Origin of the sequence: Burkholderia sp. MSMB617WGS (assembly GCF_001532025.2) — a bacterium.
GTDB classification, from domain to species: Bacteria; Pseudomonadota; Gammaproteobacteria; order Burkholderiales; family Burkholderiaceae; genus Burkholderia; species Burkholderia savannae.
On record NZ_CP013458.1, the window covers coordinates 2,000,345 to 2,019,097 of the forward strand.

Here is an 18,753-nt window from a genome sequence, read left to right on the forward strand (position 1 = left end):
CGCGGCCCGAGGACGGGCACGCGGCGACACGCGCGCGTCAGCGGCTGAAGCCGATGTCGCCCGCGTCGTCGTCGCCGGCCTCGAACCCGCCGCGCCCCATCGCCTCGCCGGCGCCGCGCACCGCGCAGGTCAGCGGTTCGTCGGCCACGCGCGCGGCGAGCCCCGTCTCGTCGTGGAGCCGCTTGCCGAGATTCGCGAGCAGCGCGCCGCCGCCCGTCAGCACGATCCCGCGATCCGCGATGTCCGTGATGAGCTCCGGCGGCGCGTTCTCGAGCGCGCTCTTCACCGCGCTCACCACCTGGTTCAGCGGCGCGGCGAGCGCATCGGCGATGTCGTGGTTGCTGAGCTGGATCGTGCGCGGCAGGCCGTCGGCGACGCTGCGCCCAACCGCATGGATCGATTCGCGCGGCACCCGGTAGCTCGCGGTGCCGATCGCCTTCTTCACGTGCTCGGCGGTGTGCTCGCCGAGCAGCACGCCGTACAGGTTGCGGACGTGATTGACGATCGCCGCGTCGAACTGGTCGCCGCCCACGCGAATCGCCTCGCGATAGACGATCCCGCCAAGCGCGATCACCGCGACCTCGGTCGTGCCGCCGCCGATGTCGACGACCATCGAGCCGACCGCCTCCGTCACCGGCAGCCCCGCGCCGAGCGCGGCCGCGAGCGGCTCGCTGATCAGGCTGACCCGCGACGCGCCCGCCGCGAGCGCCGCTTCGCGGATCGCGCGCTGCTCGACCGCGGTCGCGTTCGACGGCACGCAGATCGTGAACTCGACGCGCCGCCCGAACAGCGAGCGCGCATGCGACATATCGACGAACTGCCGCATCATCTGCTCGGCCGCGTGATAGTTCGCAACGACGCCGTGCCTGAGCGGCCGGACGGCTTCGAGATGCTCGGGCGAGCGCCCGAGGAGCGCCTTCGCCTGCTCGCCGACCGCCTCGACGCGCGCCTTGTCGGCCGGGCCGCCCCGCTTGCGGAAGCAGACGACCGACGGCTGATTCAGCACGACGCCGCGATCGCGGACGTAGATCTGCGTGCTCGCGGTGCCCGGATCGACCGCGACGTTGTGCGCAAAAAACCTTCCGAGAAAGGGTGCCGCCATCGTGAAGCCTCTATCGAATCTGGTGGAAGGATTGCGCGGATGCGTCGCCGGCCGCCCCCCCGGGCCGGTTGCCGGCGACGAGCACAATCCACTCAGTCGCTTAGCGGCAGGATGCCTGAATACTTTAGGAGATTTCATGAAATTTCTATAGAGCGTCAGGTCGCTTTGCACCGTGGGCCGGGGCGGATCGCGCCCGACGCGTGGCCGCGGGCGGGCAAAAGCGGTACTCTCTCGCTTTTGCCGATTCCGGATCGGTCCTCCCGACTGTTCAGCCCGACCACGCCATAGCAACGATAATGACGGTGTTCGCCTCTTCCGCCCGTCCGGGCGCTCGCGCCGCCGGCCTCGTGGCCGTCCTTCTGTTCGTCTGCGTCGCGGCGGGCCGGCCCGCGGCCGCCCATGCGGCCGACGCCGCGCCCATGGCGGGCGCCGTCGCGGCGCCGACTGCCGCGACGGCCGACGCGACGACACGCGCAATGGCCTCGCCGGGCGGCGCGCCGTCGGCCGGGACGTCGCCCGCCCCGGCATCGGCCGCATCGGCCGCGCCCGCCGACGCGGCGCCCGCCTGGTTCTGGGCCGCCCGGCAGCAGGCCGCAGCCGCGGTCTCGAATGCCGCCTCGAATCCCGTATCAAATCCCGCCTCGAATCCCGCCTCGAATCTCGCCTCGAATCCCGCCTCGAATCCCGCCTCGAATCCCGCGCCGAACATCGCCGCGAACGCCACCGCAGCGCCCACCGCTGCGGCGCCCGATCGGGCCGCCGCGCAAACGCCCGCGCAGGCCGCGACATCGCCGGCCGCCGCGGGCGAGCCCGTCTGCACGCCGGACGGCGGCAAGCCCGGCCGGCCGGCGATCGGCCTCGTGCTGTCGGGCGGCGGCGCGCGCGGCTACGCGCATCTCGGCGTGCTGAAGGTGCTCGAGGCGCACCGGATTCCCGTCGACTGCATCGCGGCGACGAGCATGGGCGCCGTCGTCGGCGGCCTGTACGCGACCGGAATGACCGCGCAGGAAATGGAGCGGCGGCTGTCGCAGGTGAACCTCGCCGACATCGCGTTCGACGTGACCGACCGTGCGGACCTGCCGCAAAAGAAGCGCGAGGACGAGCGCCTGTACATCGACAGCCTGACGATCGGCTTCGATTCGAAAGGCTTCAAGGCGCCCGTCGGGCTCGTGCAGGGCAACCGGCTGCAGGCGCTCCTCGCGAACTGGACGGCCGCCGTGCCGACCAACCAGCCGTTCGACCGGCTGCCGATTCCGTACCGCGCGATCGCGACCGACCTGCAAACCGGCCAGAAGGTCGTGCTCGACCACGGCTCGCTGCCGCTCGCGATCCGCGCGAGCATGGCGCTGCCGGGGCTCTTCTCGCCCGCCGAGATCGACGGCCGCGCGCTCGTGGACGGCGGGCTCGTCAGCAACCTGCCCGTCGACGCCGCGCGCCGGATGGGCGCAGACGTCGTGATCGCCGTCGACATCGGCTCGCCGCTGCGCCCGCTGAACGCGCTCGCGTCGCCCGCCGACGTGATGCAGCAGATGATCGGCATCCTGATCCGGCAGAACGTCGCCGAGCAGCGCAAGCAGCTGCGGCCGGACGACATCCTGCTTGCGCCGGACCTCGGCAAGCAGACCTTCACCGATTTCCAGACCGCGAACCAGTCGATCGCCGCGGGCGAGGCCGCCGCCGTCGCCGCGCTGCCGCGTCTCGAGCGCTACGCGCTGTCGCCCGAGCAATACGACGCATACCGCGCCTCGCACCGGCGGCCGCCGCCGCAGCCGATCCGCATCACGTCGATCGAGATCCGGACCAACGGCTCGTCGGTGCCGACGCAGATCGTGCGCAACGCGCTGCGCGTGAAACCGGGCGACCTCTACGATCCGCAGGCGGTGAGCGCCGACCTGCTGTCGCTCACGACGAGCGGCAATTTCGAGAACGTCACGCAGCAGATCGTCAACGAAAGCGACGAGCACCGGCTCGTGATCGACGCGCAGGAGAAGTACTGGGGGCCGAACTTCCTGCTGTTCGGGCTCGGGATGTCGAGCAGTTCGACGGACGAAGGCGGCTTCCGGCTGCATCTCGGCTACCGGCGGCCGTGGCTCACGCCGTCCGGCCTCGAATTCCGCGTGGATACGACGCTGGGCAGCGATCTGCAGTCGGCGCACGTCGAGCTGCGGCAACCGCTGTCGAACAAGATCGGCTACTACGTCGCACCGTATGCGGATTACCAGCGGCGTTTCGCGAACCTCTACAACGGGGAAAGCGACATCAAGGTCACGCAATACCGTATCCAGACGGCACGAGTCGGCCTCGATTTCGGGCTGCCGCTCGCGCGGCTCGGAGATTTCCGCGTCGGGCTCGCGTATACGCACCTGTCGGCCGCGCCGACGTACAACCTCCTGCTCGGCGAGTGGGTCGACGGCGACGCGTGGCTCCCGTCCTGGTACGCGCGACAGATCAACGCGCGCGCCCGGCTCGTCATCGACCAGCTCGACGATCAGGTCTTTCCGCGCAAGGGTTATTTTGCGGAATTCCGCGCCGAACGATCCCTCGCGACGAGCGACGACAAGTTCACCGACGTCTACGGCAAGCTGATGGTCGCCGAGCGTTTCGGCCGGCATAGCGTGAGCGCGAGCATCGAAGCGGGCAAGAGCTTCGGCGGCGTGAACCTCAGCAATCCGCTCGGCTACACGCTCGGCGGCTTCCAGCATCTGTCGGCGTACGCGGCCGACCAGTTGAGCGGCGATGCGCTCGTCTACGGGCAGATCACGTACATGAACCAGCTCGCGACGTTCAACGCGTCGCCGATCAAGGCGCTCTACGTCGGCGCGAGCGCGGAAGCCGGGAACGTGTGGTCGCTCGACTCGACGCCCAGCGGTCCGCTCAAGCAGAGCTACACGCTCTTCACGAGCCTCACGACCGCGTTCGGGCCGGTGTACGTCGGTGTCGCGTTCGCGCCGGGCGGGCGGCGCAACCTTTACTTCCAGCTCGGCCGCACGTATTGAGCCCGGGGGGCGTGAATCGGGAGCCGGCGACGCGACAAGATGCGGCGGGCACGATGCGAATCCGCACGGAACGAGCCGCCCCCCAAAAGCCATCTCCAAAAGACGCATGTGCATGCGGCAGGCCGGCTCGTCGACGAAAGCGCCGCGCGGCGCGGCGCGGGGCCGCGCCGTGGCGACGTCGCACGATTTCCTGCACCTGGTGCCGCGCCGAACCGCCAGCGCGTTGCCGCCCGGCGGTGCGAATCAGGGATGCAAACCGGCGGAGGCGCATCAGGCGGCGCGAGCCAACCGTGCGAACCGGGGGGCGAGAATCGGAAGTGCCAATCTGAGGTACGAATCGGAGACACTAATCGGAGGCGCCAACCGGAAGCGCGCATGCGCTGCCGCGCTCCGCTCGCCGCAAACGCGCGCGCCCGCGGCGCACGTCACACCGGCCAGCTCATCTCGAAGCGCGCGCCCCGCAGCAGCAACGGATCGACGACGGCGACGCGCCCGTTGTGCGCCTGCAGCACCTGCCGCGTGATCGCGAGGCCGAGGCCGTAGCCGGCCGTATGGCGATCGAGCCGCACGAACGCCTCGAAGATCCGCTCGCGCTCGTCGAGCGGCACGCCGGCCCCGTCGTCCTCGACGTAGATCTCGATATTGCCGTGGCGCATCCGCAGGCCCGCCGCGATCTGCCCGCGCGCGTGCTTGCTCGCGTTGCGCAGCAGGTTGCGCATCGCATACGACATCAGCCGCTTGTCCATCTTCACGCGCAAATCGGCGGGCAGCGCGACGCGCGCATCGATCGTCTTGCTCGGGTACAGCAGCGCGGCGTCGGCGACCTGCTTGTCGAACCACGCGACGAGCGCCGTCTGCTCGAGATTCGACTGCAGCGAGCTGTACTCGAGCCGCGCGTACGTGAGGCTCATGTCGATCAGCTCGTCGAGCTCGGTCACGTCCTGCTCGATGCTGTCGATCGCGTTCTGATATTCGGCCGCCGATCCCGGCTCGCGCAGGCTCTCGAGCGCGAAGCGCACGCGCGCGAGCGGCGTGCGCAGTTCGTGCGAGATGCCGTTCGTCAGGTCGCGCTGCGCGGCGATCAGCCGTTCCATGCGCATCGCGAGCGCGTTCAGCGTGCGCGCGAGCGGCCCGATGATCACACTGCGCGATTCGCGCGCGCGCGTGTTGAAGCGGCCGCCCGTGAAGTCGATCGCACGCTCGCGCACCATCACGAGATCCGACCACACGGGCCGCATCCACCGATAGCCGGCGAGCGCCGGCACCGCGAGCACGAACGCGGCGAGCGGCAGCGCGCCGCCCGGCAGCGCGTCGAGCGCGCGCCACACCGCGCGCGCGCCGAGCGCCGAGCACAGCGCCGCGATCGTCCCGCCGACCGTCACCAGCACGAGGCCGACGAGATGCAGATAGGTCCGCAGATAAAGGCGCGACCAGCTCGGAATCCGGTCGGCGCGCGTGTCTGTCCACGAGCGGCGGAAATGGAGCCAGCGCCATTTGCAATAGCGGAACGGGGACAATCGGTGCGCTTGCGTGCTGTTCATCATCGAGTCGCGAATGTCGGAAATCGGTGCGGTGAATCGTCGAGCGGAAACCGGCTGCGCCGGCGGCGGCGGCGGCGGCGGCGGCGGCGAACGGCCCCGGCTAGCCGGCGGCGGGCGCGCGGCCGGCTCGTCGGCCGTGCGGGCGGGCGCGAACGCAGCGGCGTTGCATCGGACAAAGCCGTCGCGAAAATCGCGTCGCCCCGTGTCATGTCATGTCATGTCGCGTCGCGCAACGTCGCCGCGCATCGCCGCGCCACGCGGCGATGCGCGCAAGGTTCGAGATCGCCGGCGCGGCACACGCCGTTTCGAACCGTCGAACCGTAAGACGCGCGGTCCAGCGTGCGGCCCGCCCGTGCGCGAGCCGCCGGCGCCGCACAGCTCGACGCGCAACTTACTCCCACGCGTTCTTGCTGAACTGATAACCCTTGCTGCGGATGGTCTTGATCCGCTGCGGGCTGCTCGCGTCGTCGCGCAGCTTGCGGCGCAGCTTCGAGATCCGGCCGTCGATCGTCCGGTCGAGGCCGTCGAATTCGACGCCGCGCAGTTGCAGCATCAGATCGTCGCGGCTCACGACCTCGCCCGCATGGCAGACGAGCACCCACAGCAGGTCGAACTCCGCCGAAGTCAGCTCGGGCGTCGTGCCGTCGGGCAGGTTGACGGTCCGGTTCGTGCGGTCGATCGTGAACTTGCCGAACGCGTAGCGCTCCGGCTGCCCGCTCGCGCCGTCCGCCTGGCGCACCGGCGCGCGACGCAGCTGCGCCTTGATCCGGGCGAGCAGGATGCGCGGCTCGACCGGCTTGTGCACGTAGTCGTCCGCGCCGAATTCGAGGCCGAGCAGCTCGTCGAACGGCTCGTCGCGGGCCGTCACCATGATGATGACGCCGTCGTAATGCTCGCGCGCCTCGCGGCAGATCTCGAAGCCGTCCTTGCCGGGCAGGTTCACATCGAGGATCACGAGATCGGGGCGCCCCGTGAGAATCGCGCCGACGGCGTCGTCGCCGTTCAGCACGGTGTCGACGACGTATTCGTGCTTGCGCAGGTAGCCCGCGATCAGCGTGGACAGGCGATTGTCGTCCTCGACGAGGAGAATCCGGAAAGGCATGGGCAAATCAGTCGATATGGAAGCCAAAGGTTTTTTGAAACAATCACTTAGCGCGAACAGGCGAAACTGACGCACCTACTTTGTAAGATCCTGAAACATTTGGAATGATACTGCGACACGCGCCGGCCGACGAACCTCTTGTGTCGGCGGCCCCGAAACCCCGCGTTCGCCGCCCGCGCGGCGCGGCTTCGGAACGCCCGGCGTGACGGCCGTCGCGGATGCGGCGCGTCGCTCGGCGAGGCAATCGGCCGCGGCCGCGCGTTCTCCCCCGCGCAGGCATGCGCCGCGCCACCGGTGCTTGACGAATTGCCGCCGAGAAGGTTCCATACGGGCTCGCTTGATACCCGCGGCGCGCCGCGTACCGATTCGATGAATTACCCAGCGATCCTAGAACGCATCCACGCCGAACTCGCGCCCTGGATCGGCGCAGGCCGCGTCGCCGATTACATCCCCGAACTCGCGAAAGTGCCCGCCGAGCGCTTCGGCATGGCCGTCGTCACGCTCGACGGCACAGTCCACACGGTCGGCGACGCACGCGAGCGCTTCTCGATCCAGAGCATCTCGAAGCTGTTCGCGTGCACGCTCGCGTTCCAGCTGCTCGGCGACGAACTGTGGCAGCGCGTCGGACGCGAACCGTCCGGCACCGCGTTCAACTCGCTCGTGCAGCTCGAAAGCGAACGCGGCAAGCCGCGCAATCCGTTCATCAACGCGGGCGCGCTCGTCGTCACCGACGTGCTGAGCCGCCGCTTCGTGCGCGCCGAGACAGCGCTCGTCGAATTCATCCGGCGCCTGACCGGCATCGCCGACATCGACTACGATTCGCGCGTCGCGCTGTCCGAGCTGCAGCACGCGGAGCGCAACCGCGCGATGGCGCATTTCATGGCGAGCTTCGGCAACATGCGGATGCCGCCGGAGACGGTCGTCGACGCGTATTGCCGCCAATGCGCGATTTCGATGAATTGCGTCGAGCTCGCGCAGGCCGCGCTCTTTCTCGCGAACGGCGGCGTCGCGCCCGCGACGGGCGCGCGGATTCTCGATCCGAGCTCGGCGAAGCGGCTGTCGGCGCTGATGTTGACCTGCGGCACCTACGACGCCGCGGGCGACTTCGTCTACCGCGTCGGGCTGCCGGCGAAGAGCGGCGTCGGCGGCGGAATCGTCGCGGTGCTGCCAGGCGAAATGGCGGTGTGCGTGTGGTCGCCGGGGCTCGATACGAACGGCAACTCGCTTGCGGGCACGTTGGCGTTGGAATGGTTGACCACCTATTCGGGGCGGTCGATCTTTTGAAGCGTCAAAGTCAGGCGCCACTCATTCTTTGCAACGGTGACAGGTCAATTCGGCACGCACCGGCACACTGAACGGGAAATTCGTCCTTTCGCGGCGATCGACCCAAAAGAGCCGGTCAAACAGCATTTTCGATCGGCGGCTGTAGGGCAAGCAAATATGAGCCGTTCGATCCCTAGGCGCGCGCGAACCCCCAGGGCCTGATCCGGGCAGCTCAAGCAGCATCCTGTTCACGGCGACGGGCAATCGAGGGATGGAGGAAAACGGAGCGTTCCGTGGAGTTTCCCACTTGCGCACAGGCATCTCGCTCATAGCGGGCATAGCCCTTCCGAGGACACGCCCGAAGCTCGTTCCTTGCACGAGCATGGAAAAAATGACGATCACGTAGGTCGCGGTGCCGTCAGATAAAAAACCGGGGAAAATGACTTCGACGAAAGGGGGGAGTATCTGTCCGACGCTGACACCAGCCATTCCCCCCAACGCGACAGCGTTAGGGGGAGACGCTGATTCAGCGACTGCAGCCGGAGTAACGCGCAACCACTTGCCCTGGCGCCCATCACAGAGCGTCGTCTTTCAGATCTGGTCGAGCCCGACGCGAGATAGCAGTTCAGAGAATCTGGGATCGAAGCGAGCGCTGTCGAAGGTAGGTTCTGTCCTGAGCTCAATGAAGTCAGGACTGTGCTCATCGTAGGCTTTTTCCAGCCAGCCGAAGGTCTGCTCTTTGTCCCCGAGCGATCCAAACACTTTCGCCATGTTGTAGGGGTGGACGTAGTGCTTCTCGGATTCCGTCTCCAGCGCATCCATGATCTGCTGCATGTCCGCGCGCATGCCGGCGGCAGCGTAGGTCTGGGCCAGCCCCATCAGCGTCTCAGTGCTCCTGCCGGAAAGCGTGACAGCCTTCTGCATTTCCTCGATTGCTTCATGGAACAACTTCTGTTGCTGGTAAACCAACCCCAGCCTGAAGTGAAGCAGAAAGTGGGTTGGATCGATTTCCAGGGCTTTACGGAGTTCTTCCCGTGCCGGGTCGTATTGCCGAGCAAGGTACAAGATGATGGCAACCGATGAATTCAGCACGGAATTCAAGGGGTCCATCTGTTGGGACTGCCTGACCCTGGCAATGGCTTCTTCGGCTCTGCCGGCCATCATGAGGTATTCCGCGTACCAGTAGTAGGCGATCGCGTGTCCTGGATTCAGTTCAATGGCGCGCAGGAAATCCTGTTCCAGATCGACCCAATCCCAATCGTGCAAACGTACATGGGCCAGTGACGCATAAGCCTCACCCAAATCGGGTTCAATCTGCAGCGCTTTCCTGGCTGCCATTTTTGCTTGATGAAACGTTTCGCGCGCAGGGCTCACGCCGCGACACGCAAGCATCGTGTAAGCATCGGCCACTCCGTCGTAGGCGGCCGCAAAGTTCGGCTGGTGTTCAATAGCGAGCTGAAAATACTCAATGCTCTTTCGCATTCCTTCTTCGGTGCGCTTGGACCAGAAGTGACGCCCCTTGAGATACGCTTCGTGCGCCTGCGCATCAATGACAGGAGCACGGTCTAAACGCCCTTGCTCGTGCGGCGTGAGCTTGATCTCGATTTCGCGGGCAATTGCCTTGGCCACCTCGATCTGGAGTGCCAGGATGTCACGTCGGTTCCCCTCGTAGGTCTCGGCCCAAAGGTGCGTTTCGTCGCTTACCCGGATGAGCTGCGCCGCAACCCGTACCCGATCTCCGGCACGCCGGACGCTTCCCTCAAGCACGTGGGAAACCCCGAGGTCTTGGCCGATCTGATGAATGGTCTTGGTCGTGGATTTGTAGCGCATCGCCGAAGTCCGGGCGATGACACCCAGGCGCTCCGGGCTGAGCCGGGCAAGTTGGGTGATCATGTCTTCAGTTAAGCCCTCACTGAAGTAATCATATTTGTCGCCGCCACCAAGACTTTCGAACGGAAGCACGACCAGTATCACTCGCCCCTCCGATAGCCATGGATGATTTGGGAGCGGTAATGCTTCCGGTTCACTCGGTTCGCTTTCCACCAGCGCCCCGTCGTTAGGTTGCAAGCGCCCCGCTCCATCCTCCGTGAGCGGCGGCCTTCCTGGGATGGCAGTGACCGGTCGGTGCCGGTTCCGATACAGCGCATCAGCCACAATGATTGCGATGCCAACAAAGACAATCACCGGCCGGGCATCGAGCGCTAAACGCGACAAATGCTCCACCCTCTCCGGTGCCGCAATATTGCGGACGAGTCGAGCAATGAATTCCTGCGGCGCGAAGCCGGTAAGCGCCAAGAGAACGCCCCCAATGAACCATTCGCTAACCCGCTCTCGCAACATCGCCCACAGGCGCCTCCTTATTCGCTGCGGGGTTCGTCCGTCTTTTTCGTCTTCCATGGCGTCCCCGCATAGAGTCGTGTCGACCAGGCGTTACGGTCCCTGACGCGGCACAGGAAGTGGGAGGTGGGCTAAGGCGTACACCCCGTCGCAATCTTCGCACGACATTGTCTATGCCTACACAAACAGCGCTCATTGTTCCTGTGGCACGAGATAGCGCAGCACTGCGGTCCGCAAATAGCCTTCAAGTGACTCGAACGATTCGTGCGCGCGGGAGGATCAAGAAGATTGCAATTCGTACCACGCCAACATAGCTACATGAATAACTATCTGCTTTTCTCAAACGAAAATCTACACACCACCGCGCAGACCACCCAGCCCGTGGAAATCAACAGATCCATGCCGTAGCGCTCGCGGATACCGGCGAGCCACGGCCCCGAATTGAAGGAAGGCCTCGGCATCGGCACGCGTCTTCCACCGATAGACGCCGCCTGCCCAGCCGTCCTCGGCATAAATGAACTGCTTGCAGGTGAGCCCCGGTACCGTCCGAAAGCCCGGCGCGATCTTGCGGAAATGCTCTTCGCAGGCCTTGATGTCGATGCTCGGCGGCAGACGATATTGGACGATTGCAGTGATCATGGCGCGTTCAGACTATCTGAACCGGAAACTCGTGGATCGTGTTGTTGCCGTACCTCAATCGGTTCCACTCGACGCATTCGGCGCTGAGTCCGGCCGGCAAGGTCCGTGGCGCGGGCGCGCAGAGCAACAACGCCCGGTTCACGGACTCGCGTGATCAGTTCCCACCATTGCCAACTGCGACGCTTGCGCTCGCCGACGAGATGCGATTCCTGCCAGCTTCCGTCGCCCACGCTTGCCTCCACGCGGGCAATCGGCCCGGCGCCGGACCAGGCAACCCCGCGGATGGCCAGTTCGCCGCACTGAACCTCCTGGCCGGGCGCCGGTTCGGTGATCAAAGCCCACACCTGCCGGAGCGTGACAGGCTCACGGACCGCCACGCCGCGCAAGAACGCAACGAAGAAACGACGTTCAAGCGGCATCGCGCCGACACCATCGACACCGATGCCGCCGCCCGGCTGTCCCGCCGCATCCGGACGATCCGCCGAACAAGCGCGCCCGTCCATGGATCGCGCAGCCCGTCCGAGCCGTTTCGCGCGGATCGAGCGAACGCCGCTCGCCTACTTCGCGATGTAGATCCCGGTCGTCGGGCACGTGCCCTGCGTGCCCGCATCCGTCACGAGCGACGCCGCGCTCGGGAACTGCGACGTCGCATCCGTCTTCACCGAAATCCACGCTTCGGTGAAGTAGCTGACATAGTTGACCTTCACGCATTTGAGCGACACCGCGCCGCGCGTGTTGCTGCCGAACGCGCCTTCGAACGCGTTCAGCAACTGCGTGCGCGTCACGGTGTTGCCCGCGTTCGATTGCAGGAACGTGTTGAACGACGTGGTCGACAGACGGCTCACCATCCCCGTCGCATTGTTCCAGTACGCATCGGCCGACGGCGCCTGCGCGCAAGTGCCGTGCTTGTACCACTCGTGCTTGTCGAGGCACGACGCAACGCCCGGCATGTACGTCGACAGCGTGGCGAGCGTCGACGAGCTGACCGGGTACGGGTCCATGCTGCACCACTGATGGCCGTTGTCGAGGTCGACCTCGTTTTGCGGCACACCGCAGAAGAACGGCTGGTTGCCGTCGTAATTGTTCGGCCACAGGCCGTGCAGCGACAGGTTCGTCGACGCGTACGAACCCGACAGCGCATTGCATTCGGTCGCGCTGTGCGTCGCGCAGAAGCCAGGCTCCCAGGACGATGCGAGCAACAGATAGTCGTATGCGTTGGCGGTGTTGCAAGCCGACGCGACGGCAAGCGCGCACGCGGTGCGCGCGAAGGTACGAAACATACCGGCCCCCCTCAGTATGGACGCGGCGGCCGCGCGAGCGACGCCGCGATGTTGGTGAACTGTCGGGTGCCTATTGTGCTTTCGTCAATATTGCAGCGGTGTGACTTTGCGAGGGCGCGACGACACAAGCCGCGCGATGGAGACGACGGTCGGCGCAAGACGAGCGAGGTTCGCGGCTGAGCCTGTGATCGCACGCGTCGGCGAGGATGTTCGGCGTGAAGGTTTCAAACGAGAACGCCAAACGGCGCGCCGTAAAGCGACACCTGCGCGCGCCGGCGGCTTCATCGTCGTCGAAAAAATACGTCGCATGCCGAATAATCACGCGGCCCCGCCGTCCCTCGTTCGACGGGACCGCCTTTCGCGTCAGGCCGGCTGCGCGTCGCGCTGCCGCTCCAGTTCACGCACGAGCGGCAGCACGCGCTTGCCGAAATACTCGACTTCCTCGAGATAGTGGAGGAATCCGCCCAGCACGAGATCGACGCCGATCGCCTTCAGCGCGACGATCCGCTCGGCGATCTGCTCTGGCGTGCCGATCAGGTTCGTCTTGAAACCGTCGTTGTACTGAACGAGATCGGCGAACTTCGAATCGGCCCACATCCCCTGCCCTTCGGGCGCGGCCTTGCCCGCCTGCTTGACCGCGTGGCCGAACGCATTGACGGCGTCGACGTCCGCGTGGAGCACGATCTCGTCGAGCACGTCGCGCGCCTCGCGTTCGGTGTCGCGCGCGATGATGAACGCGTTGACGCCGAACTTCACCTGCCGCCCCTGCGCGGCCGCTGCCGCGCGGATCTCGTCGATCTGCGCGCGGTGGCCGTCGAGCGTGTTGCCGTTCATGAAGTACCAGTCGGACACGGCGGCCGCCATCCGGCGCGCGGCCGGCGAATTGCCGCCCTGGAAGACTTCCGGATGCGGATGCTGCAGCGGCTTCGGCTTGAGCGTGTAGTCGTTGAATCGATAGAAGTCGCCCTTGAACGTGAAGTTGTCCTGCGTCCAGACGCCCTTCACCGCGCGAATGAATTCCTCGGAGCGGCGATAGCGCTCGTCGTGCTCGAGCCACGGCTCGCCGATCGCGGTGAATTCGCCCTTGAACCAGCCGCTCACGACGTTGATCGCGACGCGCCCCTGATTCAATTGATCGATCGTCGCGAGCTGCTTCGCGACGACGGCCGGATGCCACGGCCCCGGCAGGATCGCGGCGATCACCTTGAGGCGCTCGGTCGCGGCCAGCAGCGCGTGGCTGAACGCGACGGATTCGTGCTGATATTCGGCGCCGTAGCCGGCCGTGAAGCGGATCTGCGACAGCGCGTAGTCGAAGCCGCTCTTCTCGGCGAGCTGCGCGAGACGGCGGTTGTAGTCGATATCCCAGCTCGTGCGCTGCTCGATCTTGCTGACGACCAGGCCGCCGCTGACGTTGGGCACCCAGTAGGCGAACTTGAGGGGGTCCGGCTCGTGACTCATCGGATCGTTCCTTGAAGCATGAAGGGGACGGCGGGAAATCGGCGGCGCGCGGCCGGCCGGTCGGCGATGGCCCTCGGGCGCGCCGCCCGCGCGCGGCGTTCTGTCTCGGCGCATCGTAGGGCGGCCCGGTATTTCGGCCAACCAATGAATCCAGCTATCGATGCCCGCTGCGGCGAGATATGTAAATGACGCATTTCGGCGGCCAAAACGGCGCCGTTGCGCCGCTTCGGCCCGCGCCGTGTCACGAACTGTCGAAATATTGAGGAAATTTGTCGCCGCATTGAACCCGGCGCGCGTTTCCGTATTCCAATGTCCGGTTTGCATTTTCATTACAATTGCTCGCCTGCCACGCCTTACCGTTCTGCCTCCCATGAAAAAAAACCAACGCCGCTGGATCGCCGCGGCGGCCGGCGCCGTCGTGCTCGCCTCGCTCGCCGTGCTCTATCAGCGCTTCGTTGCGAAGGACAAAGCGCCGCGCTATCTGACCGCGAAGGTCGCCCGCGCCGATCTCGAGAACGCCGTGCTGGCCACGGGCACGCTGCACGCGTTCAAGCAGGTCGACGTCGGCGCGCAGGTGTCCGGCCAGCTGAAATCGCTGAAGGTGAAGCTCGGCGACAAGGTGACGAAGGATCAATGGCTCGCCGAGATCGACCCGGTGATCTCGCAGAACGAGTTGCGCCAGGCCGAGGCAAACGTCGACAACCTGGTCGCGCAGAAGCGCTCGAGCGCCGCGCAGTTCAAGCAGGCCGAGCTCGCGTTCAAGCGGCAGCAGCAGATGCTGCCCGACGACGCGACGTCGCGCCAGGATTACGAGGCGGCCGCCGCGACGCTCGACGTGCAGCGCGCGAGCCTCGTCGCGCTCGACGCGCAGATCCGCGCGGCGCGAATCAAGATCGAGACCGCGCGCGCGAACCTCGGCTATACGCGCATCGTCGCGCCGATGGGCGGCGAGGTAGTCGCGATCGTCACGCAGCAGGGCCAGACGGTGATCGCGCAGCAGCAGGCGCCCGTGATCCTGAAGCTCGCCGAGCTCGACACGATGACGGTCAAGGCGCAGGTGTCGGAGGCGGACGTGATCCGCATCCATCCCGATCAGGCCGCGTACTTCACGATCCTGGGCGAACCCGACAAGCGTTACTACGGCAAGCTGCGCGCGATCGAGCCCGCGCCGCAGAACTTCCTCGACACGCAAGGCGGCATCGGCGGCATGAGCGGCGGCGGCTCGTCGAAAGCGAACACCGCGGTGTTCTACAACGCGCTCTTCGAAGTGCCGAATCCCGGCCGCCGGCTGCGCATCTCGATGACCGCGCAAGTGAACATCCTGCTCGGCACCGCGCGCCGCGCGCTCAACATCCCCGTCGCCGCGCTCGGCGCGAAGGACAAGGACGGCACGTATCCGGTGCGCGTCGTCGGCGCCGACGACAAGGTCGCGACGCGCAAGATCCGCACCGGCATCAACAACAGCGTGAAGGTCGAGGTGCTCTCGGGCCTCGCGGAAGGCGAGCGCGTGATCATCGGCGATGCGAACGAGCCCGCGGCCGCGGGCGCGGGCGCGGCCGCGTCCGACGCGGGGAGCTGACGATGGCCGAGCCGCTGCTCCAGCTCACACAGGTCACGCGGCGCTTTCCCGCGGGCGACAAGGACGTCGTCGTGCTCGACGACGTGAATCTGTCGATCGACGCGGGCGAGATCGTCGCGATCATCGGCGCGTCCGGCTCGGGCAAGTCGACGCTGATGAACATCCTCGGCTGCCTCGATCACCCGAGCTCGGGCAGCTACCGGGTCGGCGGCCGCGAGACGAGCGAGCTCGAAAGCGACGAGCTCGCGCGCCTGCGCCGCGAACACTTCGGCTTCATCTTCCAGCGCTATCACCTGCTGCCGCATCTGTCGGCGGCCGCGAACGTCGAGATGCCGGCCGTCTACGCGGGCAGCGCGCACGCGCAGCGCCGCGAGCGCGCGCTGAAGCTGCTCGCGCGGCTCGGCCTGTCGGATCGCGCCGACCATCGGCCGAGCCAGCTGTCGGGCGGCCAGCAGCAGCGCGTCAGCATCGCGCGCGCGCTGATGAACGGCGGCGAAGTGATCCTCGCCGACGAACCGACGGGCGCGCTCGATTCGAAGAGCGGCCGCGAGGTGATCCGGGTCCTGCGCGAGCTGAACGCGCTGGGGCACACCGTCATCATCGTCACGCACGACGAGCACGTCGCCGCGCACGCGCGCCGCATCATCGAGATCAGCGACGGCCGGATCGTCGGCGACCGGCTCAACCCGCGCGCGGACGATGCCGACGGCGCGCGCGACGCGAGCGGCGACGCCGCGCCGCACCGCGCGCGCCGGCTGTCGGCGGGCGTCGGCCGCTTCGCCGAAGCGTTCCGGATGGCGTGGATCGCGCTCGTGTCGCATCGGCTGCGCACGCTGCTCACGATGCTCGGGATCATCATCGGCATCACGTCGGTCGTGTCGATCGTCGCGATCGGCGAAGGCGCGAAGCGCTACATGCTCGACGAGATCGGCAGCATCGGCACGAACACGATCAACGTCTATCCGGGCCGCGACTGGGGCGACAGCCGCGCGGACACGATCCAGACGCTCGTGCCCGCCGACGCCTCCGCGCTCGCCGAACAGATCTACGTCGACAGCGCGACGCCCGAAACGTCGCGCAGCCTGCTGCTGCGCTATCGGAACGTCGACGTCAACGCGCTCGTGAGCGGCGTGGGCGAGCGCTTCTTCCAGGTGCGCGGGATGAAGATGGCGCAAGGCATCGCGTTCGGCCCCGACGAAGTGCGCCGCCAGGCGCAGGTCGCGGTGATCGACGAGAACACGCGCCGCAAGCTGTTCGGCGCGAATCCGAACCCGCTCGGCGAAGTGATCCTGATCGACAACCTGCCGTGCGTCGTGATCGGCGTGACCGCGGAAAAGAAGAGCGCGTTCGGCGACATGAAGAACCTCAACGCCTGGGTGCCGTACACGACCGCATCCGGGCGTCTGTTCGGCCAGCGCCATCTCGACAGCATCACGGTGCGCGTGCGCGACGGCCAACCGAGCGACGCCGCCGAGAAGAGCCTGACGAAGCTGATGCTGCAGCGGCACGGCCGCAAGGATTTCTTCACGTACAACATGGACAGCGTCGTCAAGACGGTCGAGAAGACCGGGCAGTCGCTCACGTTGCTGCTGTCGCTGATCGCGGTGATCTCGCTCGTCGTCGGCGGAATCGGCGTGATGAACATCATGCTCGTGTCGGTGACCGAGCGCACGCGCGAAATCGGCATCCGGATGGCGGTCGGCGCGCGGCAGGCGGACATCATGCAGCAGTTCCTCGTCGAAGCCGTGACCGTCTGCCTGATGGGCGGCGCAATCGGCATCGTGCTGTCGTTCGGCATGAGCTTCGTGTTTTCTCTGTTCGTCGATCAATGGAAGATGGTGTTCTCGGTCGGCTCGATCGCGTCCGCGTTCCTGTGCTCGACGCTGATCGGCGTCGTGTTCGGCTTCATGCCCGCGCGCAACGCGTCGCGGCTCGATCCGATCGATGCGCTCGCGCGCGATTGAGGTGAAGCGATGACGATTCTCACGCCCCGCCGCTTCGCCCGTCGCGCCGTCGCGCTCGCCTGCGCGGGCGCGCTGCTGTCCGGCTGCGCGACGTCGTCGCGCCACGCGCCGCCGCCCGCGGTCGAGCTGCCCGCGCACTGGGCGTCGCCCGTCGCCGCGCAGGCGAGCGCCGCGCCCGACGACTGGTGGCGCCGCTTCGGCGACCCGACGCTCGATCGCCTGATCGACGGCGCGCTGCGCACCAACAACGATCTGGCGGCCGCGGCGATCCGCGTCTATCGCGCGCAATTGCAGGCGGGGCTCGCGGACACGAACCTGACGCCGAACGTCACGCTCGGCGCGAACGGCAACGTATCGCGCACGCTCGACACGCATCGGATGAGCCGCGCGAGCGGCGTCACCGCGACGCTCGGCTACGAGCTCGACCTGTGGGGCAAGCTCGCCGCGCAGCGCGACGCCGCACGCTGGGAGCTCGAAGCGACGCAGGCCGATCGCGACGCGGCGCGGCTGTCGCTGATCGGCACGACGGCGGCGCTGTACTGGCAGATCGCCTATCTGAATCAGCAGATCGCGTTCGGCGACGCGAACATCGCCTACGCGGCGCGCACGTTGAGGCTCGTGCAATCGCGTCACGACGCGGGCGCGACGTCCGGCCTCGACGTCGCGCAGGCCGAGCGCAACCTGTCCGCGCTGCGCGCCGACCAGACGCAGCTGATCCAGCAGCGCACCGAGAATCGCAACGCGCTCGCGATCCTGTTCGACCGCCCGCCGCAACGGCAAGCGGCCGAGCGCGACGCGTTGCCGGACGCGCCGCTGCCGGAAATCGCCGCAGGCATGCCCGCCGAGCTGCTCGGCCGCCGCCCCGATCTGCGCGCGGCCGAGTTCCGGCTGCGCGAGTCGCTCGCGAACGTCGACGTGACGCGCACGAGCTTCTATCCGACCTTCACGCTGACGGGCAGCGTCGGCACCGCGAGCACGAGCCTCGAGCGCGTGCTGCAGAACCCGGTCGCGACGCTCGGCCTCGGGCTCGCGCTGCCGTTCATCCAGTGGAACACGATGCAGTTGCAGATCAAGGTGTCGAAAACGCAGTACGAGGAAGCGGTCGTCAATTTCCGCCAGAACCTGTATCGCGCGCTCGGCGAGGTCGAGAACGCGCTGTCCGCGCGCGTGCAGCTCGACGCCGAGGCCGACGAACGCACGCTCGCGCTCGCACAGGCGCGGCGTGCGGAAACGCTTGCGAGGGCGCGCTTCGTCGCCGGCGCGACAGGCGTGCAGCCGTGGCTCGACGAACAGCAGCGGCTGCGCGATGCGCAAAGCGCGCTGGCGCGCGCCCAATTGGGCCGCCTCAACAATCGGATGAGCCTCTACAAGGCGCTGGGCGGCGCGGACCGGCCGTCCTGAGCGCAGCCCCAATCCGCGCGCGCCTCGCCGTTTCGAGTCCGCGCTCGAACGAATTCGCTTGCCGAAATCCTACGCCGCTGCATATATTTCC

The 18,753-nt window shown here is 66.9% G+C and carries 13 protein-coding genes; 5 read left to right on the forward strand and 8 right to left on the reverse strand.

The genetic code is table 11. The features are described 5' to 3' along the window. Positions 1 to 37: 37 nt before the first annotated feature. A complete protein-coding gene (locus WT60_RS29740; RefSeq protein WP_038752503.1) occupies positions 38 to 1,102 on the reverse strand; it encodes a rod shape-determining protein in 1,065 nt (354 codons plus the stop codon). 296 nt (positions 1,103 to 1,398) lie between these two features. Here WT60_RS29740 and WT60_RS29750 point away from each other — a divergent pair, with 296 nt between their 5' ends. Continuing rightward, the gene (locus WT60_RS29750) at positions 1,399 to 4,098 is read left to right on the forward strand and encodes a patatin-like phospholipase family protein (protein WP_060355762.1); all 2,700 of its coding nucleotides are present in this window, start codon (positions 1,399 to 1,401) and stop codon (positions 4,096 to 4,098) included. A gap of 425 nt (positions 4,099 to 4,523) precedes the next feature. On the opposite strand, the gene WT60_RS29755 is transcribed toward WT60_RS29750, so the two are convergent. Together WT60_RS29755 and WT60_RS29760 are read right to left on the reverse strand one after the other, a co-directional pair. Further along, on the reverse strand, positions 4,524 to 5,639 hold the full coding sequence (locus WT60_RS29755) for an ATP-binding protein (protein WP_038752508.1): 1,116 nt from the start codon (positions 5,637 to 5,639) through the stop codon (positions 4,524 to 4,526). 391 nt (positions 5,640 to 6,030) lie between these two features. Continuing rightward, entirely contained in the window at positions 6,031 to 6,741 is a 711-nt protein-coding gene (locus WT60_RS29760) for a response regulator (protein WP_038752513.1), read from the reverse strand. A 369-nt stretch (positions 6,742 to 7,110) separates the two neighbouring features. Between WT60_RS29760 and WT60_RS29770 the strand changes: the two genes are divergently transcribed. Next, positions 7,111 to 8,025, forward strand: coding sequence for a glutaminase (locus WT60_RS29770; RefSeq protein WP_038752516.1), 915 nt, complete (start codon positions 7,111 to 7,113; stop codon positions 8,023 to 8,025). A gap of 570 nt (positions 8,026 to 8,595) precedes the next feature. Here the strand turns inward: WT60_RS29770 and WT60_RS29775 are convergent. From WT60_RS29775 to sfnG, 5 genes are all read right to left on the reverse strand, one after another. After that, positions 8,596 to 10,401, reverse strand: coding sequence for a tetratricopeptide repeat protein (locus WT60_RS29775; protein ID WP_060355763.1), 1,806 nt, complete (start codon positions 10,399 to 10,401; stop codon positions 8,596 to 8,598). Positions 10,402 to 10,692: 291 nt separating this feature from the next. Beyond that, positions 10,693 to 10,980, reverse strand: a complete 288-nt coding sequence (locus WT60_RS29780) for a hypothetical protein (protein WP_052145147.1) — start codon at positions 10,978 to 10,980, stop codon at positions 10,693 to 10,695. Further along, a complete protein-coding gene (locus WT60_RS29785) occupies positions 10,977 to 11,483 on the reverse strand; it encodes a hypothetical protein (protein ID WP_082758118.1) in 507 nt (168 codons plus the stop codon). Before WT60_RS29785 ends, WT60_RS29780 begins: the two co-directional genes overlap by 4 nt. 54 nt (positions 11,484 to 11,537) lie before the next feature. Further along, entirely contained in the window at positions 11,538 to 12,260 is a 723-nt protein-coding gene (locus tag WT60_RS29790; protein WP_038752524.1) for a ribonuclease T2, read from the reverse strand. A gap of 363 nt (positions 12,261 to 12,623) precedes the next feature. Further along, on the reverse strand, positions 12,624 to 13,718 hold the full coding sequence (gene sfnG, locus WT60_RS29800; RefSeq protein WP_038752527.1) for a dimethylsulfone monooxygenase SfnG: 1,095 nt from the start codon (positions 13,716 to 13,718) through the stop codon (positions 12,624 to 12,626). 370 nt (positions 13,719 to 14,088) lie between these two features. Between sfnG and WT60_RS29805 the strand changes: the two genes are divergently transcribed. From WT60_RS29805 to WT60_RS29815, 3 genes are read left to right on the forward strand one after another with little or no spacing between them, the layout of a single operon-like run. Beyond that, positions 14,089 to 15,297: an efflux RND transporter periplasmic adaptor subunit gene (locus tag WT60_RS29805; RefSeq protein ID WP_038752531.1), complete on the forward strand. Its 1,209-nt coding sequence runs from the start codon at positions 14,089 to 14,091 to the stop codon at positions 15,295 to 15,297. A 2-nt stretch (positions 15,298 to 15,299) separates the two neighbouring features. Further along, entirely contained in the window at positions 15,300 to 17,261 is a 1,962-nt protein-coding gene (gene macB, locus WT60_RS29810; protein WP_059648234.1) for a macrolide ABC transporter ATP-binding protein/permease MacB, read from the forward strand. A 9-nt stretch (positions 17,262 to 17,270) separates the two neighbouring features. Continuing rightward, positions 17,271 to 18,662 (forward strand): efflux transporter outer membrane subunit, encoded by a 1,392-nt coding sequence (locus tag WT60_RS29815; protein WP_060355764.1) that lies wholly within the window; start codon positions 17,271 to 17,273, stop codon positions 18,660 to 18,662. Positions 18,663 to 18,753 lie beyond the last annotated feature (91 nt).

Excerpts from the sequence above, each read along its gene's own strand:
- sfnG (WP_038752527.1), bottom strand. The coding sequence starts at position 13,718 with ATGAGTCACGAGCCGGACCCCCTCAAGTTCGCCTACTGGGTGCCCAAC.
- WT60_RS29815 (WP_060355764.1), top strand. The coding sequence starts at position 17,271 with ATGACGATTCTCACGCCCCGCCGCTTCGCCCGTCGCGCCGTCGCGCTC.
- WT60_RS29785 (WP_082758118.1), bottom strand. The coding sequence starts at position 11,483 with ATGGACGGGCGCGCTTGTTCGGCGGATCGTCCGGATGCGGCGGGACAG.
- macB (WP_059648234.1), top strand. The coding sequence starts at position 15,300 with ATGGCCGAGCCGCTGCTCCAGCTCACACAGGTCACGCGGCGCTTTCCC.
- WT60_RS29755 (WP_038752508.1), bottom strand. The coding sequence starts at position 5,639 with ATGAACAGCACGCAAGCGCACCGATTGTCCCCGTTCCGCTATTGCAAA.
- WT60_RS29750 (WP_060355762.1), top strand. The coding sequence starts at position 1,399 with ATGACGGTGTTCGCCTCTTCCGCCCGTCCGGGCGCTCGCGCCGCCGGC.
- WT60_RS29780 (WP_052145147.1), bottom strand. The coding sequence starts at position 10,980 with ATGATCACTGCAATCGTCCAATATCGTCTGCCGCCGAGCATCGACATC.
- WT60_RS29770 (WP_038752516.1), top strand. The coding sequence starts at position 7,111 with ATGAATTACCCAGCGATCCTAGAACGCATCCACGCCGAACTCGCGCCC.
- WT60_RS29740 (WP_038752503.1), bottom strand. The coding sequence starts at position 1,102 with ATGGCGGCACCCTTTCTCGGAAGGTTTTTTGCGCACAACGTCGCGGTC.
- WT60_RS29775 (WP_060355763.1), bottom strand. The coding sequence starts at position 10,401 with ATGGAAGACGAAAAAGACGGACGAACCCCGCAGCGAATAAGGAGGCGC.
- WT60_RS29760 (WP_038752513.1), bottom strand. The coding sequence starts at position 6,741 with ATGCCTTTCCGGATTCTCCTCGTCGAGGACGACAATCGCCTGTCCACG.
- WT60_RS29805 (WP_038752531.1), top strand. The coding sequence starts at position 14,089 with ATGAAAAAAAACCAACGCCGCTGGATCGCCGCGGCGGCCGGCGCCGTC.
- WT60_RS29790 (WP_038752524.1), bottom strand. The coding sequence starts at position 12,260 with ATGTTTCGTACCTTCGCGCGCACCGCGTGCGCGCTTGCCGTCGCGTCG.